General features: G+C 66.6%; 20 protein-coding genes. 11 read left to right on the forward strand and 9 right to left on the reverse strand.

Annotated features, from left to right (window positions below; genetic code table 11):
* Positions 1-25: 25 nt before the first annotated feature.
* Entirely contained in the window at positions 26-1,045 is a 1,020-nt protein-coding gene (locus M4D53_RS08700; protein WP_187663274.1) for a TerC family protein, read from the reverse strand.
* A 357-nt stretch (positions 1,046-1,402) separates the two neighbouring features.
* On the opposite strand from M4D53_RS08700, the gene aspS reads away from it, so the two are divergent.
* The gene (gene aspS, locus M4D53_RS08705; protein ID WP_259953482.1) at positions 1,403-2,704 is read left to right on the forward strand and encodes an aspartate--tRNA(Asn) ligase; all 1,302 of its coding nucleotides are present in this window, start codon (positions 1,403-1,405) and stop codon (positions 2,702-2,704) included.
* A 59-nt stretch (positions 2,705-2,763) separates the two neighbouring features.
* On the opposite strand, the gene M4D53_RS08710 is transcribed toward aspS, so the two are convergent.
* From M4D53_RS08710 to M4D53_RS08720, 3 genes are all read right to left on the reverse strand, one after another.
* Positions 2,764-3,411: a GntR family transcriptional regulator gene (locus M4D53_RS08710; protein WP_187663272.1), complete on the reverse strand. Its 648-nt coding sequence runs from the start codon at positions 3,409-3,411 to the stop codon at positions 2,764-2,766.
* A 119-nt stretch (positions 3,412-3,530) separates the two neighbouring features.
* Complete coding sequence (locus M4D53_RS08715) at positions 3,531-4,553, reverse strand: NADP-dependent oxidoreductase (RefSeq protein ID WP_259953484.1); 1,023 nt, start codon at positions 4,551-4,553, stop codon at positions 3,531-3,533.
* A gap of 40 nt (positions 4,554-4,593) precedes the next feature.
* The gene (locus M4D53_RS08720; protein WP_187663270.1) at positions 4,594-4,983 is read right to left on the reverse strand and encodes a DUF1304 domain-containing protein; all 390 of its coding nucleotides are present in this window, start codon (positions 4,981-4,983) and stop codon (positions 4,594-4,596) included.
* A gap of 99 nt (positions 4,984-5,082) precedes the next feature.
* Between M4D53_RS08720 and M4D53_RS08725 the strand changes: the two genes are divergently transcribed.
* The gene (locus M4D53_RS08725; RefSeq protein WP_259953485.1) at positions 5,083-5,676 is read left to right on the forward strand and encodes a TetR/AcrR family transcriptional regulator; all 594 of its coding nucleotides are present in this window, start codon (positions 5,083-5,085) and stop codon (positions 5,674-5,676) included.
* A 75-nt stretch (positions 5,677-5,751) separates the two neighbouring features.
* Here the strand turns inward: M4D53_RS08725 and M4D53_RS08730 are convergent, their stop codons facing one another.
* From M4D53_RS08730 to M4D53_RS08740, 3 genes are all read right to left on the reverse strand, one after another.
* Positions 5,752-6,666: a hypothetical protein gene (locus M4D53_RS08730; RefSeq protein ID WP_259953487.1), complete on the reverse strand. Its 915-nt coding sequence runs from the start codon at positions 6,664-6,666 to the stop codon at positions 5,752-5,754.
* Positions 6,663-7,016, reverse strand: coding sequence for a PadR family transcriptional regulator (locus M4D53_RS08735; protein ID WP_259953489.1), 354 nt, complete (start codon positions 7,014-7,016; stop codon positions 6,663-6,665). Before M4D53_RS08735 ends, M4D53_RS08730 begins: the two co-directional genes overlap by 4 nt.
* A 142-nt stretch (positions 7,017-7,158) precedes the next feature.
* A complete protein-coding gene (locus M4D53_RS08740) occupies positions 7,159-8,205 on the reverse strand; it encodes an NAD(P)-dependent alcohol dehydrogenase (RefSeq protein WP_259953491.1) in 1,047 nt (348 codons plus the stop codon).
* A 202-nt stretch (positions 8,206-8,407) separates the two neighbouring features.
* On the opposite strand from M4D53_RS08740, the gene M4D53_RS08745 reads away from it, so the two are divergent.
* The 4 genes from M4D53_RS08745 to M4D53_RS08760 all read left to right on the forward strand — a co-directional run bounded on the left by M4D53_RS08745 (position 8,408) and on the right by M4D53_RS08760 (position 12,445).
* Positions 8,408-9,874 (forward strand): alanine/glycine:cation symporter family protein, encoded by a 1,467-nt coding sequence (locus tag M4D53_RS08745; RefSeq protein ID WP_259953493.1) that lies wholly within the window; start codon positions 8,408-8,410, stop codon positions 9,872-9,874.
* 101 nt (positions 9,875-9,975) lie between these two features.
* On the forward strand, positions 9,976-10,665 hold the full coding sequence (locus M4D53_RS08750) for a TetR/AcrR family transcriptional regulator (RefSeq protein WP_259953495.1): 690 nt from the start codon (positions 9,976-9,978) through the stop codon (positions 10,663-10,665).
* A 48-nt stretch (positions 10,666-10,713) separates the two neighbouring features.
* Positions 10,714-11,652 carry an ABC transporter ATP-binding protein gene (locus tag M4D53_RS08755; RefSeq protein WP_259953496.1) on the forward strand — a complete coding sequence of 313 codons (939 nt, stop codon included), beginning with the start codon at positions 10,714-10,716 and terminating at the stop codon, positions 11,650-11,652.
* A complete protein-coding gene (locus M4D53_RS08760) occupies positions 11,645-12,445 on the forward strand; it encodes an ABC transporter permease subunit (protein ID WP_259953498.1) in 801 nt (266 codons plus the stop codon). The genes M4D53_RS08755 and M4D53_RS08760 overlap by 8 nt, the downstream gene beginning before the upstream one ends.
* 383 nt (positions 12,446-12,828) lie before the next feature.
* On the opposite strand, the gene M4D53_RS08765 is transcribed toward M4D53_RS08760, so the two are convergent.
* Positions 12,829-13,347, reverse strand: coding sequence for a DUF305 domain-containing protein (locus M4D53_RS08765; protein ID WP_227991980.1), 519 nt, complete (start codon positions 13,345-13,347; stop codon positions 12,829-12,831).
* A complete protein-coding gene (locus M4D53_RS08770; RefSeq protein WP_046747258.1) occupies positions 13,344-13,745 on the reverse strand; it encodes a four-helix bundle copper-binding protein in 402 nt (133 codons plus the stop codon). Before M4D53_RS08770 ends, M4D53_RS08765 begins: the two co-directional genes overlap by 4 nt.
* A 269-nt stretch (positions 13,746-14,014) precedes the next feature.
* On the opposite strand from M4D53_RS08770, the gene M4D53_RS08775 reads away from it, so the two are divergent.
* The 5 genes from M4D53_RS08775 (at position 14,015) to M4D53_RS08795 (ending at position 18,007) form a co-directional block, all read left to right on the forward strand.
* On the forward strand, positions 14,015-14,296 hold the full coding sequence (locus M4D53_RS08775; RefSeq protein ID WP_046747257.1) for a metal-sensitive transcriptional regulator: 282 nt from the start codon (positions 14,015-14,017) through the stop codon (positions 14,294-14,296).
* Between the two features lie 35 nt (positions 14,297-14,331).
* A complete protein-coding gene (locus tag M4D53_RS08780) occupies positions 14,332-14,655 on the forward strand; it encodes a heavy-metal-associated domain-containing protein (RefSeq protein WP_046747256.1) in 324 nt (107 codons plus the stop codon).
* A gap of 54 nt (positions 14,656-14,709) precedes the next feature.
* On the forward strand, positions 14,710-16,839 hold the full coding sequence (locus M4D53_RS08785; RefSeq protein ID WP_396817728.1) for a heavy metal translocating P-type ATPase: 2,130 nt from the start codon (positions 14,710-14,712) through the stop codon (positions 16,837-16,839).
* Positions 16,840-16,892: 53 nt separating this feature from the next.
* On the forward strand, positions 16,893-17,327 hold the full coding sequence (locus tag M4D53_RS08790; RefSeq protein ID WP_052748655.1) for a DUF6153 family protein: 435 nt from the start codon (positions 16,893-16,895) through the stop codon (positions 17,325-17,327).
* An 86-nt stretch (positions 17,328-17,413) separates the two neighbouring features.
* The gene (locus M4D53_RS08795; protein WP_259953535.1) at positions 17,414-18,007 is read left to right on the forward strand and encodes a DUF305 domain-containing protein; all 594 of its coding nucleotides are present in this window, start codon (positions 17,414-17,416) and stop codon (positions 18,005-18,007) included.
* Positions 18,008-18,099 lie beyond the last annotated feature (92 nt).

Raw genomic sequence — 18,099 nt, forward strand, 5'->3', positions numbered from 1 at the left:
GAAGAGTCAGAACAGCGCTGCGCGCTCAAGAGTGCTCCTTGTCGATGGTGGGGGTGGAATCGGTCGGGGAAGAGAGGGTGTTGTGGTGCCGGCGCGTCTTCATCAGGCTCGCGACGGTGGCGACCGCGATGGTCGCGGCGATGAACAGCAGCGAGAACCAGATCGGGATCTCGGGCGCCCACAGCATCGGCTCGCCGCCGTTGATAAACGGCACCTCGTTGACGTGCAGGGCATGCAGCACGAGCTTCACACCGATGAACGCGAGGATGACGGCGAGGCCCTGAGCCAGGTAGACCAGGCGCTCGAGCAGGCCGCCGATGAGGAAGTACAGCTGACGCAGACCCATCAGAGCGAACGCGTTCGCGGTGAACACGATGTACGCCTCGTCCGTGAGGCCGTAGATGGCGGGGATCGAGTCGACGGCGAAGACGAGGTCGATGAAACCGATCGCGATGATCGTCAGCAGCATCGGCGTGACGTAGCGCTTGCCCTTCTGGACGACCGTGAGCTTGTCGCCGTTGTACTCCTCGCTGACGGGAAGGTGGCGGCGGACGAAGGTCATGAAGCGACCGTTCGCAGGGTTGCTCTCGTGGCTGCTGAAGGCCTGGCGGTACGCGAGGAAGAGCAGCAGCGCGCCGAAGACGTAGAAGATCCAGGAGAAGTTCTCGATGAGGGTCGCGCCGACCGCGATGAAGATGCCGCGGAGGATCAGCGCGATCACGATGCCGATCATCAGCACCTTCTGCTGATAGATCTTCGGCACCGCGAAGCCCGTCATCACGATGAGGAACACGAAGAGGTTGTCGATCGACAGCGCCTTCTCGGTGAGGTAGCCGGCGAAGTACTCGCCGCCGTACGTCCAGCCGGACACCATGCCGATGCCCACGCCGAAGAGCAGCGCGAGGCTGATGTAGAAGATCGACCAGCGTGCGGACTCGCCGATGCTCGGCTCGTGCGGCTTGCGGACGTGCGCGAAGAACTCGTACACGAAGAACGCGATGGTGACCGCGATCGTGATGACCCAGATCAAGGGGGTGATTTCCAACGGGTACTCCAGACTCGGGCGTGACGGAACAGCGCCAAAGTCTTCCCCATCCCGCCGAGCGGGACCGGTGGGCCGGGATGCAGACGCATCCGTAATGACGACCCGACCGTGTCGGAGTACTCCCCTTGGATAATCCAGGGTACGAGACGGTGGCCGCGGGATTCTGTGGATCTGCCGAGAGCGCCCCTAGACTGGACGCGGCGACCGCCGGAGCGTGACGACCTCCGGCCTCCGGGCAGGCGGTCCCCGCGCGTCCGGCGTACCGACGAGAGGCCGGCTTCTCACCGGCGAAGGTGTGGTGGCACCGCGATCTGGCCCCCGCCCACACCTCCAGGGCTCCCACAACCTGGAGGAGAAATGAGATCACCCGACCCCGCCCGCACGCTCGCCGCGGAGCTCGCCGAGGCCGCCCCCGACCACCGCGTCACGCTGCTCGGCCATGTCCACCGCCGGAGGGAGCTCGCCACCGTCGCGTTCCTGATCATCCGCGACCGTTCCGGACTCGCACAGGTCGTCGTCCGCCCCGCGCAGGCTCCGGCCGGCGGGCTCCCTCCGGAGGAGACGGTCGTCCGCGTGACGGGGACCGTCGCCGCGAACCCGCAGGCCCCCGGCGGCGTCGAGATCGTCGACCCGCAGATCGAGAGCCTGTCGGAGCCGGCCGCACCGCCGGTCGTGGAACTGTGGCGTCCGACACTCGAAACGAGCCTGCCGACGCTGCTCGATCACGCCGCGGTGACCTGGCGCCATCCGGCACGCCGCGCGACCTGGCAGATCGCCGCGGCGAGCGTGCGCGCGTTCCGCCGGGTGCTCGACGCCGCGGACTTCACCGAGGTGCAGACCCCGAAGATCGTCGACACCGTGACGGAGTCGGGAGCGAACGTGTTCCCGGTCGACTACTTCGGCAGGACCGGATATCTCGCGCAGAGTCCGCAGTTCTACAAGCAGCAGCTGGTGGGGGTGTTCGAGCGCGTCTATGAGGTGGGTCCCGTCTTCCGCGCCGAGCCGCACGACACCGTGCGGCACCTCTCGGAATACGTGTCGCTGGACGTCGAGTTCGGGTTCATCCACGACCACCGCGACATCCTGCGCCTCCTCGGCCACGTGCTGCGCGGCATGCTCGACGGCATCCGTACCGACGCCGCGGAGGAACTCGCGCTGCTCGACGTGACGCTCCCCGTCATCCCCGAGGACATCCCCGTCGTGCACTTCCGGGATGCGCTGCGCCGGGTCGGTGCTCCGGCCGACGAGCCCGACCTGTCCCCCGCACACGAGCGGACGCTCGGGGCGTGGGCGAAGGAAGAGTTCGGCAGCGACGTGCTGGCCGTCGAGGGATACCCGATGCGCAAGCGCCCGTTCTACACGCATCCGCAGCCCGACGACACGGAGGGGAGCAACAGCTTCGACCTCCTGTTCCGCGGTCTGGAGCTCGTGACCGGCGGACAGCGGCTGCATCGGCACAGCGAGGTCATCGCGGCGATCGAAGCTCGGGGCGAGTTGCCCTCGGCGTACGCCGGCTACCTCGAGGCGTTCGCGCACGGGATGCCTCCGCACGGCGGCTTCGCGATCGGACTGGAGCGCTGGGTCGGCCGACTGGTCGAGGCGACCAACGTGCGTGAGGTGACGCTGTTCCCGCGCGACGTCCATCGCCTCACGCCGTAGCCCCGGGACGCGACGAGGGCGACCGCGGTGTGCGGTCGCCCTCGTTCGTCAGCGGCGGATCACTCCGTGATCTCGGCCAGCCCCGATTGCTCGGCCCGATCGATGATCGCGGGGAGCGTCTCGTCGAAGAAGCTCACCAGGACGGCCCGGGTCTTGACTGCGTCCCGTTCGGACGTCGCCTCGCGGATCGCGCCGACGAACTCCTCGACGGCGGACCAGTCCACGGCGTCCTTCGCATGCTGGGTGAAGCGACGGATCTGCGGCCCGAGGCGCTCGATGGAGTTGGCGCGCGTGGCGTTGCCCTCGATCCGGGCGAAGCCCGTCGCCGCGCTGCGGAGCGCCGCCCCGAACGCGATGATGTCCCGCTCCTGCACCGACGCCGCCATGTCGTCGGCCAGCTCGACGAGGTAGGCCACATCGTCGTCCTGGATGACCGGCATGACGTGACGGACCGAGCCGATCCAGATGTCGCCGAACAGGTCGACCGCGTTCCGCACGCGCTCCAGATCGATCGGGGCCACGCGGGTGTACCGGTTCCGCTGCATCTCGACGAGGCCGTTGTCGGCCAGGCGGTCGAGGGCATGACGGATCGGCGTCTTCGAGGTGCCGAGGCGTTCGGCGAGTTCGTAATCGCGCAGGCGCTCGCCGGGCTGGAGTTCGCCGCTGATGATGGCATCCTGCAGGCGCACGAAAGCCTCGTCGCTCATCGACCGGCGTTCGAGGGGGCCGCCAGAGAGTGTCACACTGCCTCCAGTGGGGGTCATGGAGAGTGAAGTTCTACGTCTCAAGCAATATATCTCAAATGCGCGGGCGGCCCGCTCCGACGTCAGGCGGAGGGTGCGACCCGCACGAGCATCTTCCCCGTGTTGGCTCCGCGCATCATGTCGAGGAACGCGTCGACCGTGTTCTCGATGCCGTCGACGATGGTCTCGTCGTACGCGATCCGCCCTTCTGCGAACCAGCGGGTCATCTTCTCGCTGAACTCCGGCGACAGGTGCAGGTAGTTCGCGAGGGTGAATCCCTGGAGACGGAGACCGCGCGTGATGATGTTCGCCATGTTGTCGGGGCCGGGCACCGGCTCGGTGGTGTTGTAGCTCGTGATGGCGCCGCACAGCGCGATCCGACCGCCGTCGTTCATCACGTCGAGCGCGGCTTCGAGGTGGTCGCCGCCGACGTTGTCGAAGAACACGTCCACGCCCTCGGGCGCGAGGGCGGCGAGCTGCTCGCGCACCGGGCCGTCCTTGTAGTTGAACGCCGCGTCGTAGCCGTACTTCTCGGTCAGCAGGGCGACCTTCTCGGGCGAGCCCGCCGAGCCGATCACGCGGCCCGCGCCGAGGAGCTTGGCGATCTGACCGACAGCCGTGCCGACGGCACCGGCGGCGCCGGAGACGAAGACGGTGTCGCCCGGGGCGAGTCCGGCGATCGCGGTGAGCCCGACGTACGCGGTGAGGCCGGTCATGCCGAGGATGTGCAGGCGCAGCGACAGCGGCATGCCGGGCACCTCGGGCACGGCCCGGAAGGTCGACGCGTCCGCCTGCACGACATCGCTCCAGCCGTGCTGGTGCAGCACAACGGTGCCGACGGGGAGGTCGTCCGCCGCAGAGGCGACGACCCGGCCGATGGCGCCACCGGCGATGACTTCGTCGAGGGCGTAGGGGGCGACGTAGCTGCGGACGTCGTTCATCCGCCCGCGCATATAGGGGTCGACGGAGACGAACTCGTTCGCCACGCGCACCTCCCCCGGCGCCGGATCGCTCAGCTCCACCTCGACGGTGCGGAAGTCGTCGTGGGTCGGCCACCCCTCGGGGCGGCGGGCGAGCTGGATCTGCGTGCTGATGGCGTGGGACATTTCTCTCCTTCGTGAGGATCTAGGGGTGCTGCGGCCGGACTCAGACGAGGAGGCCGATGGCGAGCGCGATGACGCCGAGCGCCGGGATGACGCCCTGCTTCAGGGCGGCGGACGCCTTGTCGGGGCTCGACAGCAGCAGCACGAGGCTCGCGGCGACCATCGATCCGGCGCCGGTGAAGACGAGAGTCGCGCCGACGGCCGTCGCTCCCGTGGCGAAGAGGACGATGCCGAGGAGGACGGCGACCGCGAGGAACAGGTTGTAGAAGCCCTGGTTGAACGCGAGCTCCTTTTGTCGCGCGGCCTCCTCCGCCGTGCCCGTGCCGAACGTGCGGCGAGCGCGCGCGCTCGTCCAGGCGAACGACTCGAGCCAGAAGATGTAGACGTGCACGAGTGCTGCGATGCCTGCGAGCACGAGTCCGGCGATGACCATGACAGTCCCCCTTCGACGCGGCGAGGCCGCGCATTCTGTATCGGTCGTTCCAATATATACTGGATCGAGCGATTCACAAAAGGGGCAGGAGCACGGCGAATGGGGCGCACACAGACCTTCGACACCGCGGAAGCGGTCCGCGCGGCACGCGGCGTGTTCTGGGAGCGCGGCTTCGAGAGCGCTCCCTTGCCGGAGCTCGAGCGCGCGACCGGCCTCAGTCGTTCCAGCATCTATCACGCCTTCGGTTCCAAGCGCGGACTCTTCGACGCCGCCGTCGAGAGCTATCTGGACGAGGTGATCCGCCCGCGCCTCGCCCCGTTGACGGGTGAGAGCGTGGCGCCGGAGGCTCTGGAGACCTACCTCGGCGGACTGCGTACGGCACTGCTGACAGCAGGCAGCCTCCCGGCGACGAGCGGCTGCCTGCTGGTCAACACCGCCGCCGCCCCCATCGGCACCGACGACGCGGTCGCCCGGGTCGTCGCCTCCTATCGCGCGGAGCTCCGTGCGGCGTTCGCCCGCGGCGTCCGGGCCGCCCTCCCCGAGCTCGCGGGAACGGAAGTCGCGACCCTGGCGGACGCCTCTACGGGTCTGGTGGTCTCCGCATTCGCCCTCGTCCGCGTGGCCCCCGACGCCGCGGCGAGTGCGATCGACGCGGCGCTCGCCCTCCTCGCCGACCGGCGACGCCGCGCCTGAGGGCCAGCCGCCGCGACTCCTCCCTGGCCTCACCAGGATGGCTGCGGTCTGACTTCCGACGTGCCGCAGCTCAGATCAACGGACGTACGTGCGACGTCGCAGACGCGAACCCCGAACACGCACGGTAACGGCTACTGCGACGGATGCACACAGCCAGATGAGAACGATCAGAAACAGGGCCCACGCGGGGGCGCCACCCCTCCCTGCCCCAGCGACCATCAGGATCGCCCAGGGAGCGGCGTAAACCATGCCCGCCAGCGCGACAGACTCGTGCCCACAAGCGGCAGCCGTGAGAAGACCGACGAACCAGGCGCTCAGGACGAAGATCAAGAAGTAGGACGACTGCACCCACAGGCGCCAATCGGTGAAACTCCCGAACAACCCGGACGCCAGCGCGATCGCCGCGACGAAGAGCCCGACCCCGATCAGTGCTCCCCAGGTAACCGACGCTCGGGGACGGCCCAGCAGAGCGACGACAGCCGACAGGGCGAAGAACAACAGGGTCATCGTTGACGGAAGAGGCAAATGCGGCAGCCAGAGACGCGCCGTGCCGACCGCGAGACATGCGAGCGCTGCGGCCACAACAGCCCACCGACTTGCGCGCCCATATCCGGACATCGCCAGGAACCCCGCAGCGACCCACGGGACGACGAGTGCCACGCCGACGAGCGCCATGCTCGCGGGGACGAACTCCTGCGCCGCTACGGGGGCCACCACGAAGGCCGCCAGGTAGACAGCAGCTACGGCGATGCCGGTGCCCAGTCCGAGCGAGGCGGTCGCGTTGCGCGCGGGGCCAAGGGCATACTCAAGCCACGCAGACCCCGCGTGGAAGTAAATACTCAGTCGCTCTGCGAACGGCAGCCGCGCCTCACCCGAGGACTCCGCGGCATCCATGAGCACGCCTACCGCCGCCGCTTCATTCTGTTCGCGCCACGCTCGCGGATGCAGCAGGAAAGCGCGTCGGAATCGCTGGGGATCGAGCGCGGTCATGCGACGCTCACGGTCATGCCGAACGCCGGACGGGCTCGTTTCAACCTCGTTTGAGCCTCGGCCGCAATCCGGGCGGATCGCTCTGCGGCGGCAGCCAACGCCGCCGCCCCCTCGTCCGTCAGCTCGTAGTAGCGACGGACACGACCATCGATCACCTCGTCCCCCGCCGCCCTCACCAGCCCTTCAGCTCCCAGACGATCCAACGCTGCGTAGAGAGTGCCCACCTTGAGCTGAACGCGGTGCGCCGAGAGCTCGTCTGCTTCGGCGATGAGCGCGTAACCGTGCTTTCGCCCTCCGGCGAGTGCGGTCAGAATCAGGAACGTCGGCTCACGCATCTCTCTCGTAGTCATGTCGACATGATATTCAAGTCAATTGAGTATCTACCACGCGACGCGCCGAGCATCGAAGGACGTGCGGGGAATGGTCTGCGGAGGCGCAACCAGAAGAAGAACGCCCGGGAGGTGAGTCCTCCCGGGCGCTCCCCTGCCGGCGTCAAGGGACGATGACGGCGCGTCCGCGGATACTGTTCGACGCGAGGTCCTCGTACGCCTTCGGGCCGTCGTCGAGCGTGTAGCTCTCGGTCTGGACGTGGATCTTCCCGGCGCGGGCGAGGTCCAGCACCTCGATCAGTTCGGCGCGTGAGCCCCAGTAGGGAATGCGCACGGCGGCGTCGTAGGCGATCGAGCCGAACCCGAGCGTCATGCTGCCCCCGCCGATGCCCACGATGGTGATGTCGGCTTCGAGCGCGGCCACGCTCTGGGCCAGGGCGATCGTCGGGTTCGCGCCCACGAAGTCGAACACCGCGTTCGCGCCGAGACCGCCGGTGAGCTCGCGGATCTTCTCGGCGGCCGATGCATCGCTGATCAGCACGTGATCGGCGCCCACCTCGGTGGCGAGCTTCAGCTTCTCGTCGTTCACGTCGAGGGCGATGACCGTGGCCCCCGAGATGGCCTTGAGGATCTGGATGCCGACGTGGCCGAGACCGCCGGTGCCGATCACGACGGCGAACGTGCCGGCGCCGAGCTTCGGAAGCGAGTTCTTGATCGCGTGGTACGGGGTGAGACCCGCGTCGGTCAGCGAGACGTTCTGCACGGGGTCGAGGTCACCGAGCGGCACGAGGTGGCGCGCGTCGTCGACGATCATGTACTCGGCCATCGAGCCCTGGCTGCCCAGCCCCGGAGGACGGATGCCCTCGGCGGCGGCGTTCGTGCAGTAGTTCTCCTTGCCCATCGAGCAGTTGTGGCAGCGACCACAGCCCCACGGACCGTAGACGGCCACGGCATCCCCGACCTTGAGCGTCGAGTCGACGCCCTCGCCGATCTCGTGCACGATGCCAGCGCCTTCGTGCCCGAGCGTCAGCGGCAGCGGGTAACCCTGCTCGTGGTAGTCCTTCTCGGGGAGCCCCATGACGTAGTCGTCGGAGTGGCAGACACCACCCGCGGTGATCTTGAGCAGGACCTGGCCGGGGCCGGGCTTCGGAATCGGGATGTCGACCACCACCGGGGGCTTGCCGATCTCGACGTAGCGGAGAGCTTTCATGAGCATCTTCTTCCTGGCGTCGAGAGGTCTGCCGCGCGGTGCGGAGGCGGGGGCTCTCGATACCGTCCCTTCCAGTATCCGCCCGATCGGGGCCTTCCTCGTCTTCCGCAGGGCGGGCAGACACCGGCGGCCCCGGCAGCTTCTCAGCTCCTGGATTTTTCTCAGCCTGGTGAGCCGGCGTCGACGTCGCCATACTGTGCGGATGGATGCTGTTAACGAGTGGCTGCTGACCTGGGGCGACAACCTGTGGACATGGATCGTCCTTCCGATCGTCGTCCTCCTCGGGCTCTACTTCACGATTCGCTCGGGCGTCGTGCAGTTCCGTTTGATTCCGGAGATGTTCCGCACTCTGAAGGATCGAACGCCCCGCACGGAGACCGGCGAGCCTCAATCGGTCTCCTCCTTTCAGGCATTCACCATCTCCGCCGCTTCACGAGTGGGCGTCGGCAACATCGCGGGAGTGGGAACCGCGATCGCGATCGGCGGTCCCGGCGCGGTCTTCTGGATGTGGCTGATGGCATTCATCGGTGGAGCGTCCGCGTTCATCGAGTCCTCGCTGGCACAGCTGTACAAGAGGCGCGATAGGGACGGGTTCATCGGCGGCCCCGCCTACTACATGCAACGCGGACTCGGAGCGCGATGGATGGGCGTGCTTTTCGCCGTCATCCTCATCATCTGCTTCCCCATCGCTTTCAGCTCGTTGCAGGCGAACACCATCCAGGCGACGATCGCGGGCAGCCTCGGCGGAGAGTCTGCTGCCTGGCTGCCGTGGGTCACCGGCGGCGCACTCGCACTGCTCATGGGGCTCGTCATCTTCGGGGGCGTGCGCCGCATCGCCTCCGTCACCCAGACGCTGGTCCCGATCATGGCACTGCTGTATCTGCTTCTCGGCGTGGTGATCGTCGCGATGCACATCGAGCGCCTTCCCGGAGTCTTCGCCACGATCTTCCTCGAAGCCTTCGGCCCGAACGAGGTCGTCGGCGCAGCGCTCGGCTACATCATCCTCACCGGCGTCAAGAGGGGGATGTTCTCCAACGAAGCCGGACTGGGGTCGGCCCCCAACGCAGGAGCGAGCGCGGCGGTGACACACCCGGTCAAACAAGGTCTCGTGCAGACGCTGGGCGTGTACTTCGACACCTTCCTCGTCTGCTCGATCACCGCGTTCATCATCCTGGTCTCGGTTCCAGACCTGGCCGGCGCCGAACGCGGCATCGGGCTGACGCAGGGCGCGGTCGTCAGCGCGCTGGGCACCTGGTCGAACATCCTCCTGATCGTCATCATCTTCCTGCTCGCGTTCAGCTCGATCCTCGGCAACTACTACTACGGGCAGACCAACGTGGAGTTCATCACCTCCCGCACCGGAGTCCTGCTCGGCTATCGTCTCTTCGCGATCGCCGCAGTGTTCGCTGGGGCCCTCGTCTCCGCCGATGTCGTGTGGAACTTCGCCGACGGCGCGATGGGATTCATGGCCCTCGTCAACCTCGTCGCGATCGCGCTGCTGTCCGGAATCGCCTTCAAGCTGCTGAAGGACTACACCCAGCAACGACGAGAAGGGCTGGACCCGGTCTTCACGAGGGCACGTCTTCCGGAGGTCAGCGGGATCGAGGTCTGGGAGGACGAGTTGTCGGTCACGGGACCGATCGATCTCCCCGCGTCGCGTCGGCGATGACCACATCCATCGCCGCCTCAGACGCTCAGTCTGCGAGACCGACGGAACGGAGATGACCCTGACCCTTGTCCCGGACTGAACGCTCGTTTAGCATGCTGACTATGCGTTCAGGAGCCGACGACCTCACCACCAGGGCGCGCATTCGCGACGCCGCGATCGTCCGGTTCAGCGAGCGCGGATTCGACGGCACGAGTCTGCGGCAGATCGCGCAGGATGCGGGCGTGAGCCCGGCGCTGATCCTGCACCACTTCGGAAGCAAGGAAGGACTGCGCGACGTGTGCGACGCGCACGTCGTGAGCACTTTCCTCGCCGAGCGAGACGGCATGACGGGTGCCGACGCCGCGCGCCTGATGCGGGAGGCATTGGACTCGTTAGAGGGTCGCAATGTCGCACTGGACTACCTCGCCCGGATGCTTCTCGACGACTCCGCCGCGTCCGACCATCTCTTCGACATGTTCCTCGCCAGCACCAGAGACATGCTGCGCGAACAGATCGCCGCGGGCACGATGCGCGAGCAGTCCGACCTGGAAGCCACTGCCGTGTATATGACCCTCTACGGTCTCGGTCCCGTCATCCTGCGGCGGCACCTCGCGCGCGCCTTCGGAGAGAGCACGCTGACGACATCGCTGCTGGAACGGTCGACCATTCCCGTGCTGGAGCTCTACACGCACGGGCTCTACGCCGACGACCATCTGCTCGTCGCCGCGAAGGAAGCGCTCGCCAGAAGCAGCGGGCCCTCCTCGGACAAGGGCGAGAACGACCCGAATCAGGACCCGGATCCTCCCCGCTGACGAGATCTCCGAACCTGGTCCCCTTCACCCTCCGAAAGGAGCAGGGCCATGACCCCTGCCATCGAGCTCACTCACCTTCGCAAACAGTACGGTCGGCACACAGCGGTCGACTCCATCGATCTCCGCGTCGATCCCGGCACCGTGTTCGGGCTCATCGGCCCTAACGGCGCAGGAAAGACCACCACGCTGCGCATGATCCTCGACATCATCCGCCCCACATCGGGCGCTATCCGCGTCCTGGGCGAAGACCCGCGCCGCGGCGGCCCGGCCCTCCGACGACGCATCGGCTTCATCCCCGGCGAGCTCCGACTCGACGACCGCACGACGGGACGCCGCATGCTCGACTTCTACGCCGAGGTGTCCGGCCCGGTGAACCCCGGCACGATCGACCGCCTCGCGGACCGACTCGACCTCGATCTGAGTCGACCGGTGCGCGCGCTCTCGAAGGGCAACAAGCAGAAGCTCGGGATCGTCCAAGCCTTCATGCACGAACCGCCGTTGCTCGTGCTGGACGAGCCGACCAGCGGGCTCGACCCGCTCGTCCAGAGAGAGTTCCTCCACCTCGTCACCGAAGCCAGAGATCGCGGCCAGACCGTGCTGCTGAGCTCCCATGTGCTGAGTGAGATCCAGCAGACGGCCGACATCGTCGCCGTCCTCAGTCGAGGGAGGGTCGTGGCGGAGGGTGATGTGGCCTCACTCAGACTCGGCGCGATCCGGCGCGTACGCGTCGGTCTCGATACGACGGCAGCGACCCTGATCCGGGAGCAACTCGGTGCACTGCCGCAGATCTCCGAGCTCGACGTCCGCGGCGAGACGGACATCGTGCAGGTGAATGCCACCGTCGAAGGTGCCATCGACCCGCTGGTGAAGGTGCTGGCGCAGCACCACGTCCTCGACCTCGCGATCGAGGAACCAGACCTGGAGGAATCGGTCCTGCGGCTCTACGGTGACTCCTCGCGTCTCGAGGCGGGTGAGGGCGATGCGTGACGCGCTTCCCATCTTCCGGCGCGCTCTCCGCGAAACCTGGCGCGGAACGGTGGGCTGGACCATCGGCGTCGCGGCAGTGCTGTTCCTGTACCTGCCCCTGTTCCCGAGCATCGGCGGCAACGGGCAGATGCAGCAGATCATCGACAGCCTGCCCCCGGAGCTCGTGGGAGCACTCGGCTACGACCAGATCGGCACCGGGGCGGGCTACGCCCAGGGAACCTTCTACGGCCTCATCGGCTTCCTCCTCCTGACCATCGCAGGCACGTCCTGGGGAGCGGGCGCCATCGCCGGCGCGGAGGCGTCAGGGCGCCTCGAACTCGACCTGGCTCACGGTGTGGGACGGGTCGGATACGCGATCGCGTCCGCCTTCGCCATCCTCGCCCGGCTCGCGTGGCTGGGCGTGTTCGCGGGCGCTGTCGTCGCCCTGCTCAACGACTCGGCACAGCTCGACATCGATCCGATCCGCATCATCGACACCACCGTCGTCTTCGTCGGCCTCACGATGCTCTCGGGGAGCGCCGCGCTCCTGCTGGGCGCTCTCTTCGGTCGCACTTCCTGGGCTGTCGCAGGGGGCGCGGGAATCGCCGTCGCCGGGTACGCCTTCAACGCGATCGCGAACCAGGTGGAGAACGCCGAGTGGCTCCGGGCGATCTCACCGTACTCCTGGGCGTTCCACCAGGCTCCGCTCGCGGAGGGGTTCGATCCCCGCGGCACCGTGGCGCTCTGGGCGGTGAACGTCGCATTCGTCGCCGGAAGCGCCTGGGCGCTGCGACGCCGCGATGTGATCGGCTGAGGCGATGCGCGGACCTGTCCGATCTCACGAAAGCTGTCGGTCGGTGAGACAGAACATTCCCGGGAAGACGGGTGAGTGATGCACGGTCGAGGCTGCCGGCTGTCTCACGAAAGATGTCGTAAATCACCTTCCACTCTCACGCTGCCTAAAACGTCGAACGGCCAGTTTCGGCGCATCTGGTTTCGGCAGGGGGTTTCGGCGGGTGCGCGATCGGCGTGTCGTGCGATCGGCCGGCGACCTCCGTGCGTCTGCCGTAAACGATCGTTTTCGGTGGTTCACGGAGGTCCCCACGCGTAGTGTGTGCCGAGTCGGCCTAGACCCCGCTGATCGGCGGTGGGTCCGGAGTCCTTCTTCGGGCTCACTCGTCGCCAAAGGTCGGTTGACTATTCGTTGAGCCGGTCGAGGATGTCGTTCATCTGGTCGATCTCTTCTTGTTGTGAAGAGATGATCTGCTTGCAGAGGTCTTGGATTTCCGGGTCGCTGATATCTGATTGCTCACATACCAGGATCGCTCGCGAGTGGTGCGGGATCATGGAGCGGAGGAACTGGTCGTCACCGACGAAGGCTTCTGCGCGGCCCATGAAGAACGCGACCAGAAATAGTGCGGCGAAGCCTACGAGCAGCCCGACGTTCACCGCCTTGTTCGGGAACATCTTCCACATCACGATGACCATGATGATGCCCATGGGGAACACCATCATCAGAGCCATGTAGAGGTTGCTGATGTTGAGGAAGAGGTCATCGAGGACGTTGATCATCGCGAACGTGAGGAAGTACATCACGACGAAGCTGAGCGTCAGGGAGATGGCGAGTTTGAGGTAGCTCGACATTCCGCCGTGGTCTTGTTCGTGAGATTCCGGTACGGGCGGGCGTGCCCCGTTGTCGGCGTGGTGCTGTGTCATAGCGTCTCCAACAGCGCAGTGCAGGCTTGTTCGCAGCGCCGGCATGCCTCGGCGCAGATCGTGCAGTGCTCGTGCATGGTGTGCTGTTCGCACTCGTTGGCGCAGCTCGTGCAGGCCGTTCGACAGGCTTCAAGCGCGGCGCGGGTGAGGTTGGCGTCGTACCCGGTGTGGCGGGAGAGGATGCGGGCTGTGGTGGCGCAAAGGTCTGCGCAGTCCAGGTTCGTGCGGATGCATTTGGTCAGGTCAGCGACCATGTCCTCGCTGAGGCAGGCGTCGGCACACGCGGTGCATGCTTGCGCACATTCCAGACACGCGTCGATGCACTCAGCAAGCTTCTCCTGATCGATTCCGCCTAGGTCTTTCGGGTAGGTGCGGAGCATTTCCTCGGTAGTAGACATGAGGGGGTCCTTTCGTGAGCCACGAGCTTCGTGAGCCACGAAGGTACGCTCGCGCCCTCCACTCATTGAGGCCCTTGAGTACCCCGCCGGGGTGTGTTAGCTGTGGTGGGCCGCGTTCGCGCGAGTCTCCGCCGCAACTCCGGATACTCGCGACAGCACCGCCGACGAATCACGGGTCGCAGCGTGAGCGAGGTGGACACAAAGTACTCACGTCGGGAATGGAACCGGAACCACTTGAGTTGCATACCCCCAGGGGGTATCTTCGAATCATGAACGGGTATGACGGAAACAAGGACGATCTGCGCAAGCGGTTGAACCGTGTCGAGGGTCAGGTGCGAGGGATTGCCCGGATGGTCGATGAGGACAAGTACTGCATCGACATCCTCACCCAGGTTTCTGCGGCGACGAAGGCCCTGGAGACGGTCGCCTTGTCACTGCTCAGCGATCACCTGAGTCACTGCGTCACCGAAGCGAGCGCCACAGGCGGGGCGGTCGCTGCAGAAAAGGTCCGCGAGGCCAACGAAGCAATCGCCCGCCTGGTCCGTTCATGACCCCCACGTCTGTCTAGTTGAAGGAGAACACACGCATGACTGATCGCATCGAACTCGGACTGAAGGACGCGAACGCGGGCTGCGCATGCTGCGCGACCCCCTTGAACGCGGAGACATCCGCACCCGTGGCGTCTGCGGTTACGCAGGACGTGCTGGTCGAGGGAATGACGTGCTCGCACTGTGTGTCGAGCGTCAGTGAGGAACTGAGCGCTGTCGACGGCGTCGAGTCCGTCACCGTAAATCTGAACGCTGGCGGCCCCTCCCGGGTGACCATTCACAGCACCAGCCCTGTCGACCCCGCTGCCGTGCAGGCTGCGGTTGAAGAGGCCGGCTACGCCCTCGCGACCAACCACGCCTGAGTCGCACCTGAGAGCGTCCGGCCCGACCCGGGCGGATTCGAGCAAGGAGTTCCGATGAGCCAGCACGACGACCACACCGATCACACCGCACACGCCAAACACGGCGGGGCGCCCACAACAGAGCACGACCACGCGGCGATGGGCCACGACCACGGCGCATCACCAGAACACACAGGTCACGGCGGGCACGAGGGTCACGGCGGCCACGGGGGCCACGGAGATCACGTAGGCCAGTTCCGGCGCCTGTTCTGGATCATGCTGCTCCTCGCGGTGCCCGTGGTCGGGTTCTCGACGATGTTCTCGACGATCCTCGGCTATCCGTTGCCCGATGCCGCGTGGGTTGCGTGGATCTCCCCGGTCCTCGGAACCGTAATGTACGTGTGGGGCGGGACCCCGTTCCTCACCGGCGCGGTGAGTGAGCTCCGTGCCCGCAAGCCCGGGATGATGCTTCTGATCGCCCTCGCGATCACCGTGGCATTCCTCGCTTCGTGGGGTGCGAGCCTCGGCCTGCTGCACCACGAGCTGGACTTCTGGTGGGAGCTGGCCCTACTCATCGTGATCATGCTGCTCGGGCACTGGATCGAGATGCGCTCCCTCGCACAGACGACATCGGCGTTGGACTCCCTGGCCGCGTTGCTGCCCGACGAGGCCGAAAAGATCGACGGTGACACGACCGTCACGGTCGCACCTTCCGACTTGCAGGTGGGCGATGTCGTGGTCGTGCGCCCCGGCGGGCGGATTCCTGCGGACGGGCGGATCGTGCAGGGCTCGGCCAGCATGGACGAGTCGATGATCACCGGAGAATCCAGGCCGGTACGCCGCAGCGACGGTGACCCGGTCATCGCCGGCACCGTCGCCACTGACTCCGGTGTGCGAGTGGAGATCACCGCCATCGGTGAGGACACCGCTCTCGCGGGCATCCAGAAGCTCGTCACCGAAGCGCAGAGCTCGTCGTCGCGGGCCCAGCGTCTCGCGGATAAGGCGGCGGGATGGCTGTTCTGGTTCGCGCTCGGCGCCGCCGCGATCACCGCCATCGTCTGGACCATCGTCGGCTTCCCGGACGCTGCCGTGATCCGTACGATCACGGTGCTGGTGATCGCCTGCCCGCACGCTCTTGGCCTGGCGATCCCGCTTGTCGTCTCGATCGCGACCGAGCGGGCCGCTCGTGGTGGCGTTCTGATCAAGGATCGTCTTGCTCTGGAGAGCATGCGCACCGTCGATACGGTGCTGTTCGACAAGACCGGCACGCTCACCAAGGGCACCCCTGCCGTGACCGCAATCGATCCCATCACGGGGATCGACGCGGATCAATTGCTGGCGTGGGCTGCGGCCGCGGAAGCGGACTCCGAGCATCCCCTCGCCCGCGCGATCGTCAACGCGGCGAAGGAGAAGAACCTCACCGTTCCGGGCTCGTCCGACTTCGAGTCCTCGCCTGCGGTCGGGGTGCGCGCCCGTGTCGATGGTCGTGTCGTGCAGGTCGGTGGCCCGTACATGCTCGAGCAAGAACACGCCGCCGAGCTGCCGGTTGCCGACGAGTGGCGCGGTGAGGGTGCGATCATCCTCCACGTGCTCGTCGACGGTCAGGTGACGGGTGCGTTGCGCCTCGCGGATGAGATCCGCTCCGAGTCGCGTCACGCAGTCGATGCGCTTCACGAGCGCGGCGTGCAGGTCGTCATGATCACCGGTGACGCTGACGCGGTAGCCGCGTCCGTCGCCGACGAGCTGGGTATCGACCGGTACTTCGCCGGGGTCCGTCCGGAGGACAAAGCCTCCAAGGTGAAAGAACTGCAAAACGAAGGCCGCAAGGTCGCGATGGTCGGTGACGGCGTGAACGACGCCCCCGCCCTCGCCCAGGCGGACGTGGGGATTGCGATCGGCGCAGGAACGGACGTCGCGATCGCCTCCGCGGGTGTCATCCTCGCCAGCGACGACCCCAGATCGGTGATCTCCGTGATTGAGCTGTCACGGGCCAGTTACCGGAAGATGAAACAGAACCTCTGGTGGGCCGCCGGGTACAACCTTCTCTCGGTGCCGTTGGCTGCCGGTGTGCTCGCCCCCGTCGGGTTCGTGTTGCCGATGTCGGTCGGGGCGGTGTTGATGTCACTGTCCACGATCGTTGTCGCGCTGAATGCGCAGTTGCTGCGACGGCTGAACCTCAGCCCGGGCGACGTCGTCGACAAGTAGGCGCATGGGCGGCAGCGACGTACCCTGGAAGAAAGGGAGGTGGGACAGTGTTGATGACGATCGCACGCCGCGTGCATAACCAGCGCACCCTCACCCGCACCCTCCTGGCCGTCGTCGCCGTCGCCTTTTCCGTGATCTTCGGGCTTCTGGCTATGCACTCGATGAACACGCACACCATGCCCTCCGGGCACAGTGAGACCATCGCCGTCGCACCCGCGCATGCCGACGCTCACCCCGCACACGCCTCAGGCGACGCCGCAGCGATGGACGAGGCGGGGTGCGCCACGTGTTCTGACGATCACGGCATGGCGTGGATGGCCTGCGTTCTCGCGCTCCTCATTGCCGTCGTGCTGCTCACCCGGCCGTCCGCCTGGTGGCGAGCCGTCGCGCACTCCCCGGGAACGCCCGTGTCCCGCCTACACCTCCGGGATGCGCTGCATCCGCTGCGGCCTCCGTCTCTCACCGTTCTCTGCATCAGTCGCACGTGATGGCAGGCGTGCCCGCCTTCTGCGGGTAACGCCCTCGCCCAGCCTCTCTCGCTGGGCACTACCATCGACTCTTGGAGAACCCCATCATGAAGACCCGTTTTGCGGCGACTGCCGCACTCACCCTCGCCGCAGTGCTTGGACTCGCCGGCTGCGCCAGTAACACCGCCGGCGGCGACATGCCCGGCATGAACCATGAAAGCAGCAGCTCCACCCCGGCCTCCGCGGACGCCAATGACGCCGACATCATGTTCGCCAGCATGATGAAGGAGCACCACGCCCAGGCCATCGACATGTCCGACATGCTTCTCAGCAAGGAGGGCGTCGACGAACGCGTCGTCGCCCTTGCGGAAGAGATCAAGGCCGCGCAGGAGCCCGAGATCCAGAAGATGGACCAGTGGCTCGAAGAGTGGGGCGCTGACACTTCCGACATGGAGGGCATGGATCACGGGGGCGGCATGATGTCCGAAGATGACATGCAGGCTCTCGAGGATGCCACCGGCGCGGACGCCAGCCGCCTGTTCCTCGAGCAGATGATCCAGCACCACGAGGGTGCCGTCGAGATGGCCCAAGAAGAGGTCGACAACGGCCAGAACAGCGACGCGGTCGCTCTGGCCGAGACGATCATCGAGGCGCAGACCACGGAGATCGCCACGATGGAAGACCTCCTCGACACGCTCTGATCCACCTTCGGGGGTGCGGCGCTCGCCCGCACCCCCGAACTGGCCTTCTCGCAGTAACCCACGCCACCGCGCTGGCGCCATGTCGCGACTCT

It is taken from the genome of Microbacterium meiriae, from assembly GCF_025143875.1.
In the GTDB taxonomy this organism is placed as follows: Bacteria; Actinomycetota; Actinomycetes; order Actinomycetales; family Microbacteriaceae; genus Microbacterium; species Microbacterium meiriae.

Bases quoted from the DNA above. Each gene is read 5' to 3' on its own strand.
- aspS (WP_259953482.1), top strand. From the start codon at position 1,403: ATGAGATCACCCGACCCCGCCCGCACGCTCGCCGCGGAGCTCGCCGAG.
- M4D53_RS08710 (WP_187663272.1), bottom strand. From the start codon at position 3,411: ATGAGCGACGAGGCTTTCGTGCGCCTGCAGGATGCCATCATCAGCGGC.
- M4D53_RS08715 (WP_259953484.1), bottom strand. From the start codon at position 4,553: ATGTCCCACGCCATCAGCACGCAGATCCAGCTCGCCCGCCGCCCCGAG.
- M4D53_RS08720 (WP_187663270.1), bottom strand. From the start codon at position 4,983: ATGGTCATCGCCGGACTCGTGCTCGCAGGCATCGCAGCACTCGTGCAC.
- M4D53_RS08725 (WP_259953485.1), top strand. From the start codon at position 5,083: ATGGGGCGCACACAGACCTTCGACACCGCGGAAGCGGTCCGCGCGGCA.
- M4D53_RS08730 (WP_259953487.1), bottom strand. From the start codon at position 6,666: ATGACCGCGCTCGATCCCCAGCGATTCCGACGCGCTTTCCTGCTGCAT.
- M4D53_RS08735 (WP_259953489.1), bottom strand. From the start codon at position 7,016: ATGACTACGAGAGAGATGCGTGAGCCGACGTTCCTGATTCTGACCGCA.
- M4D53_RS08740 (WP_259953491.1), bottom strand. From the start codon at position 8,205: ATGAAAGCTCTCCGCTACGTCGAGATCGGCAAGCCCCCGGTGGTGGTC.
- M4D53_RS08745 (WP_259953493.1), top strand. From the start codon at position 8,408: ATGGATGCTGTTAACGAGTGGCTGCTGACCTGGGGCGACAACCTGTGG.
- M4D53_RS08750 (WP_259953495.1), top strand. From the start codon at position 9,976: ATGCGTTCAGGAGCCGACGACCTCACCACCAGGGCGCGCATTCGCGAC.
- M4D53_RS08755 (WP_259953496.1), top strand. From the start codon at position 10,714: ATGACCCCTGCCATCGAGCTCACTCACCTTCGCAAACAGTACGGTCGG.
- M4D53_RS08760 (WP_259953498.1), top strand. From the start codon at position 11,645: ATGCGTGACGCGCTTCCCATCTTCCGGCGCGCTCTCCGCGAAACCTGG.
- M4D53_RS08765 (WP_227991980.1), bottom strand. From the start codon at position 13,347: ATGACACAGCACCACGCCGACAACGGGGCACGCCCGCCCGTACCGGAA.
- M4D53_RS08770 (WP_046747258.1), bottom strand. From the start codon at position 13,745: ATGTCTACTACCGAGGAAATGCTCCGCACCTACCCGAAAGACCTAGGC.
- M4D53_RS08775 (WP_046747257.1), top strand. From the start codon at position 14,015: ATGAACGGGTATGACGGAAACAAGGACGATCTGCGCAAGCGGTTGAAC.
- M4D53_RS08780 (WP_046747256.1), top strand. From the start codon at position 14,332: ATGACTGATCGCATCGAACTCGGACTGAAGGACGCGAACGCGGGCTGC.
- M4D53_RS08785 (WP_396817728.1), top strand. From the start codon at position 14,710: ATGAGCCAGCACGACGACCACACCGATCACACCGCACACGCCAAACAC.
- M4D53_RS08790 (WP_052748655.1), top strand. From the start codon at position 16,893: ATGACGATCGCACGCCGCGTGCATAACCAGCGCACCCTCACCCGCACC.
- M4D53_RS08795 (WP_259953535.1), top strand. From the start codon at position 17,414: ATGAAGACCCGTTTTGCGGCGACTGCCGCACTCACCCTCGCCGCAGTG.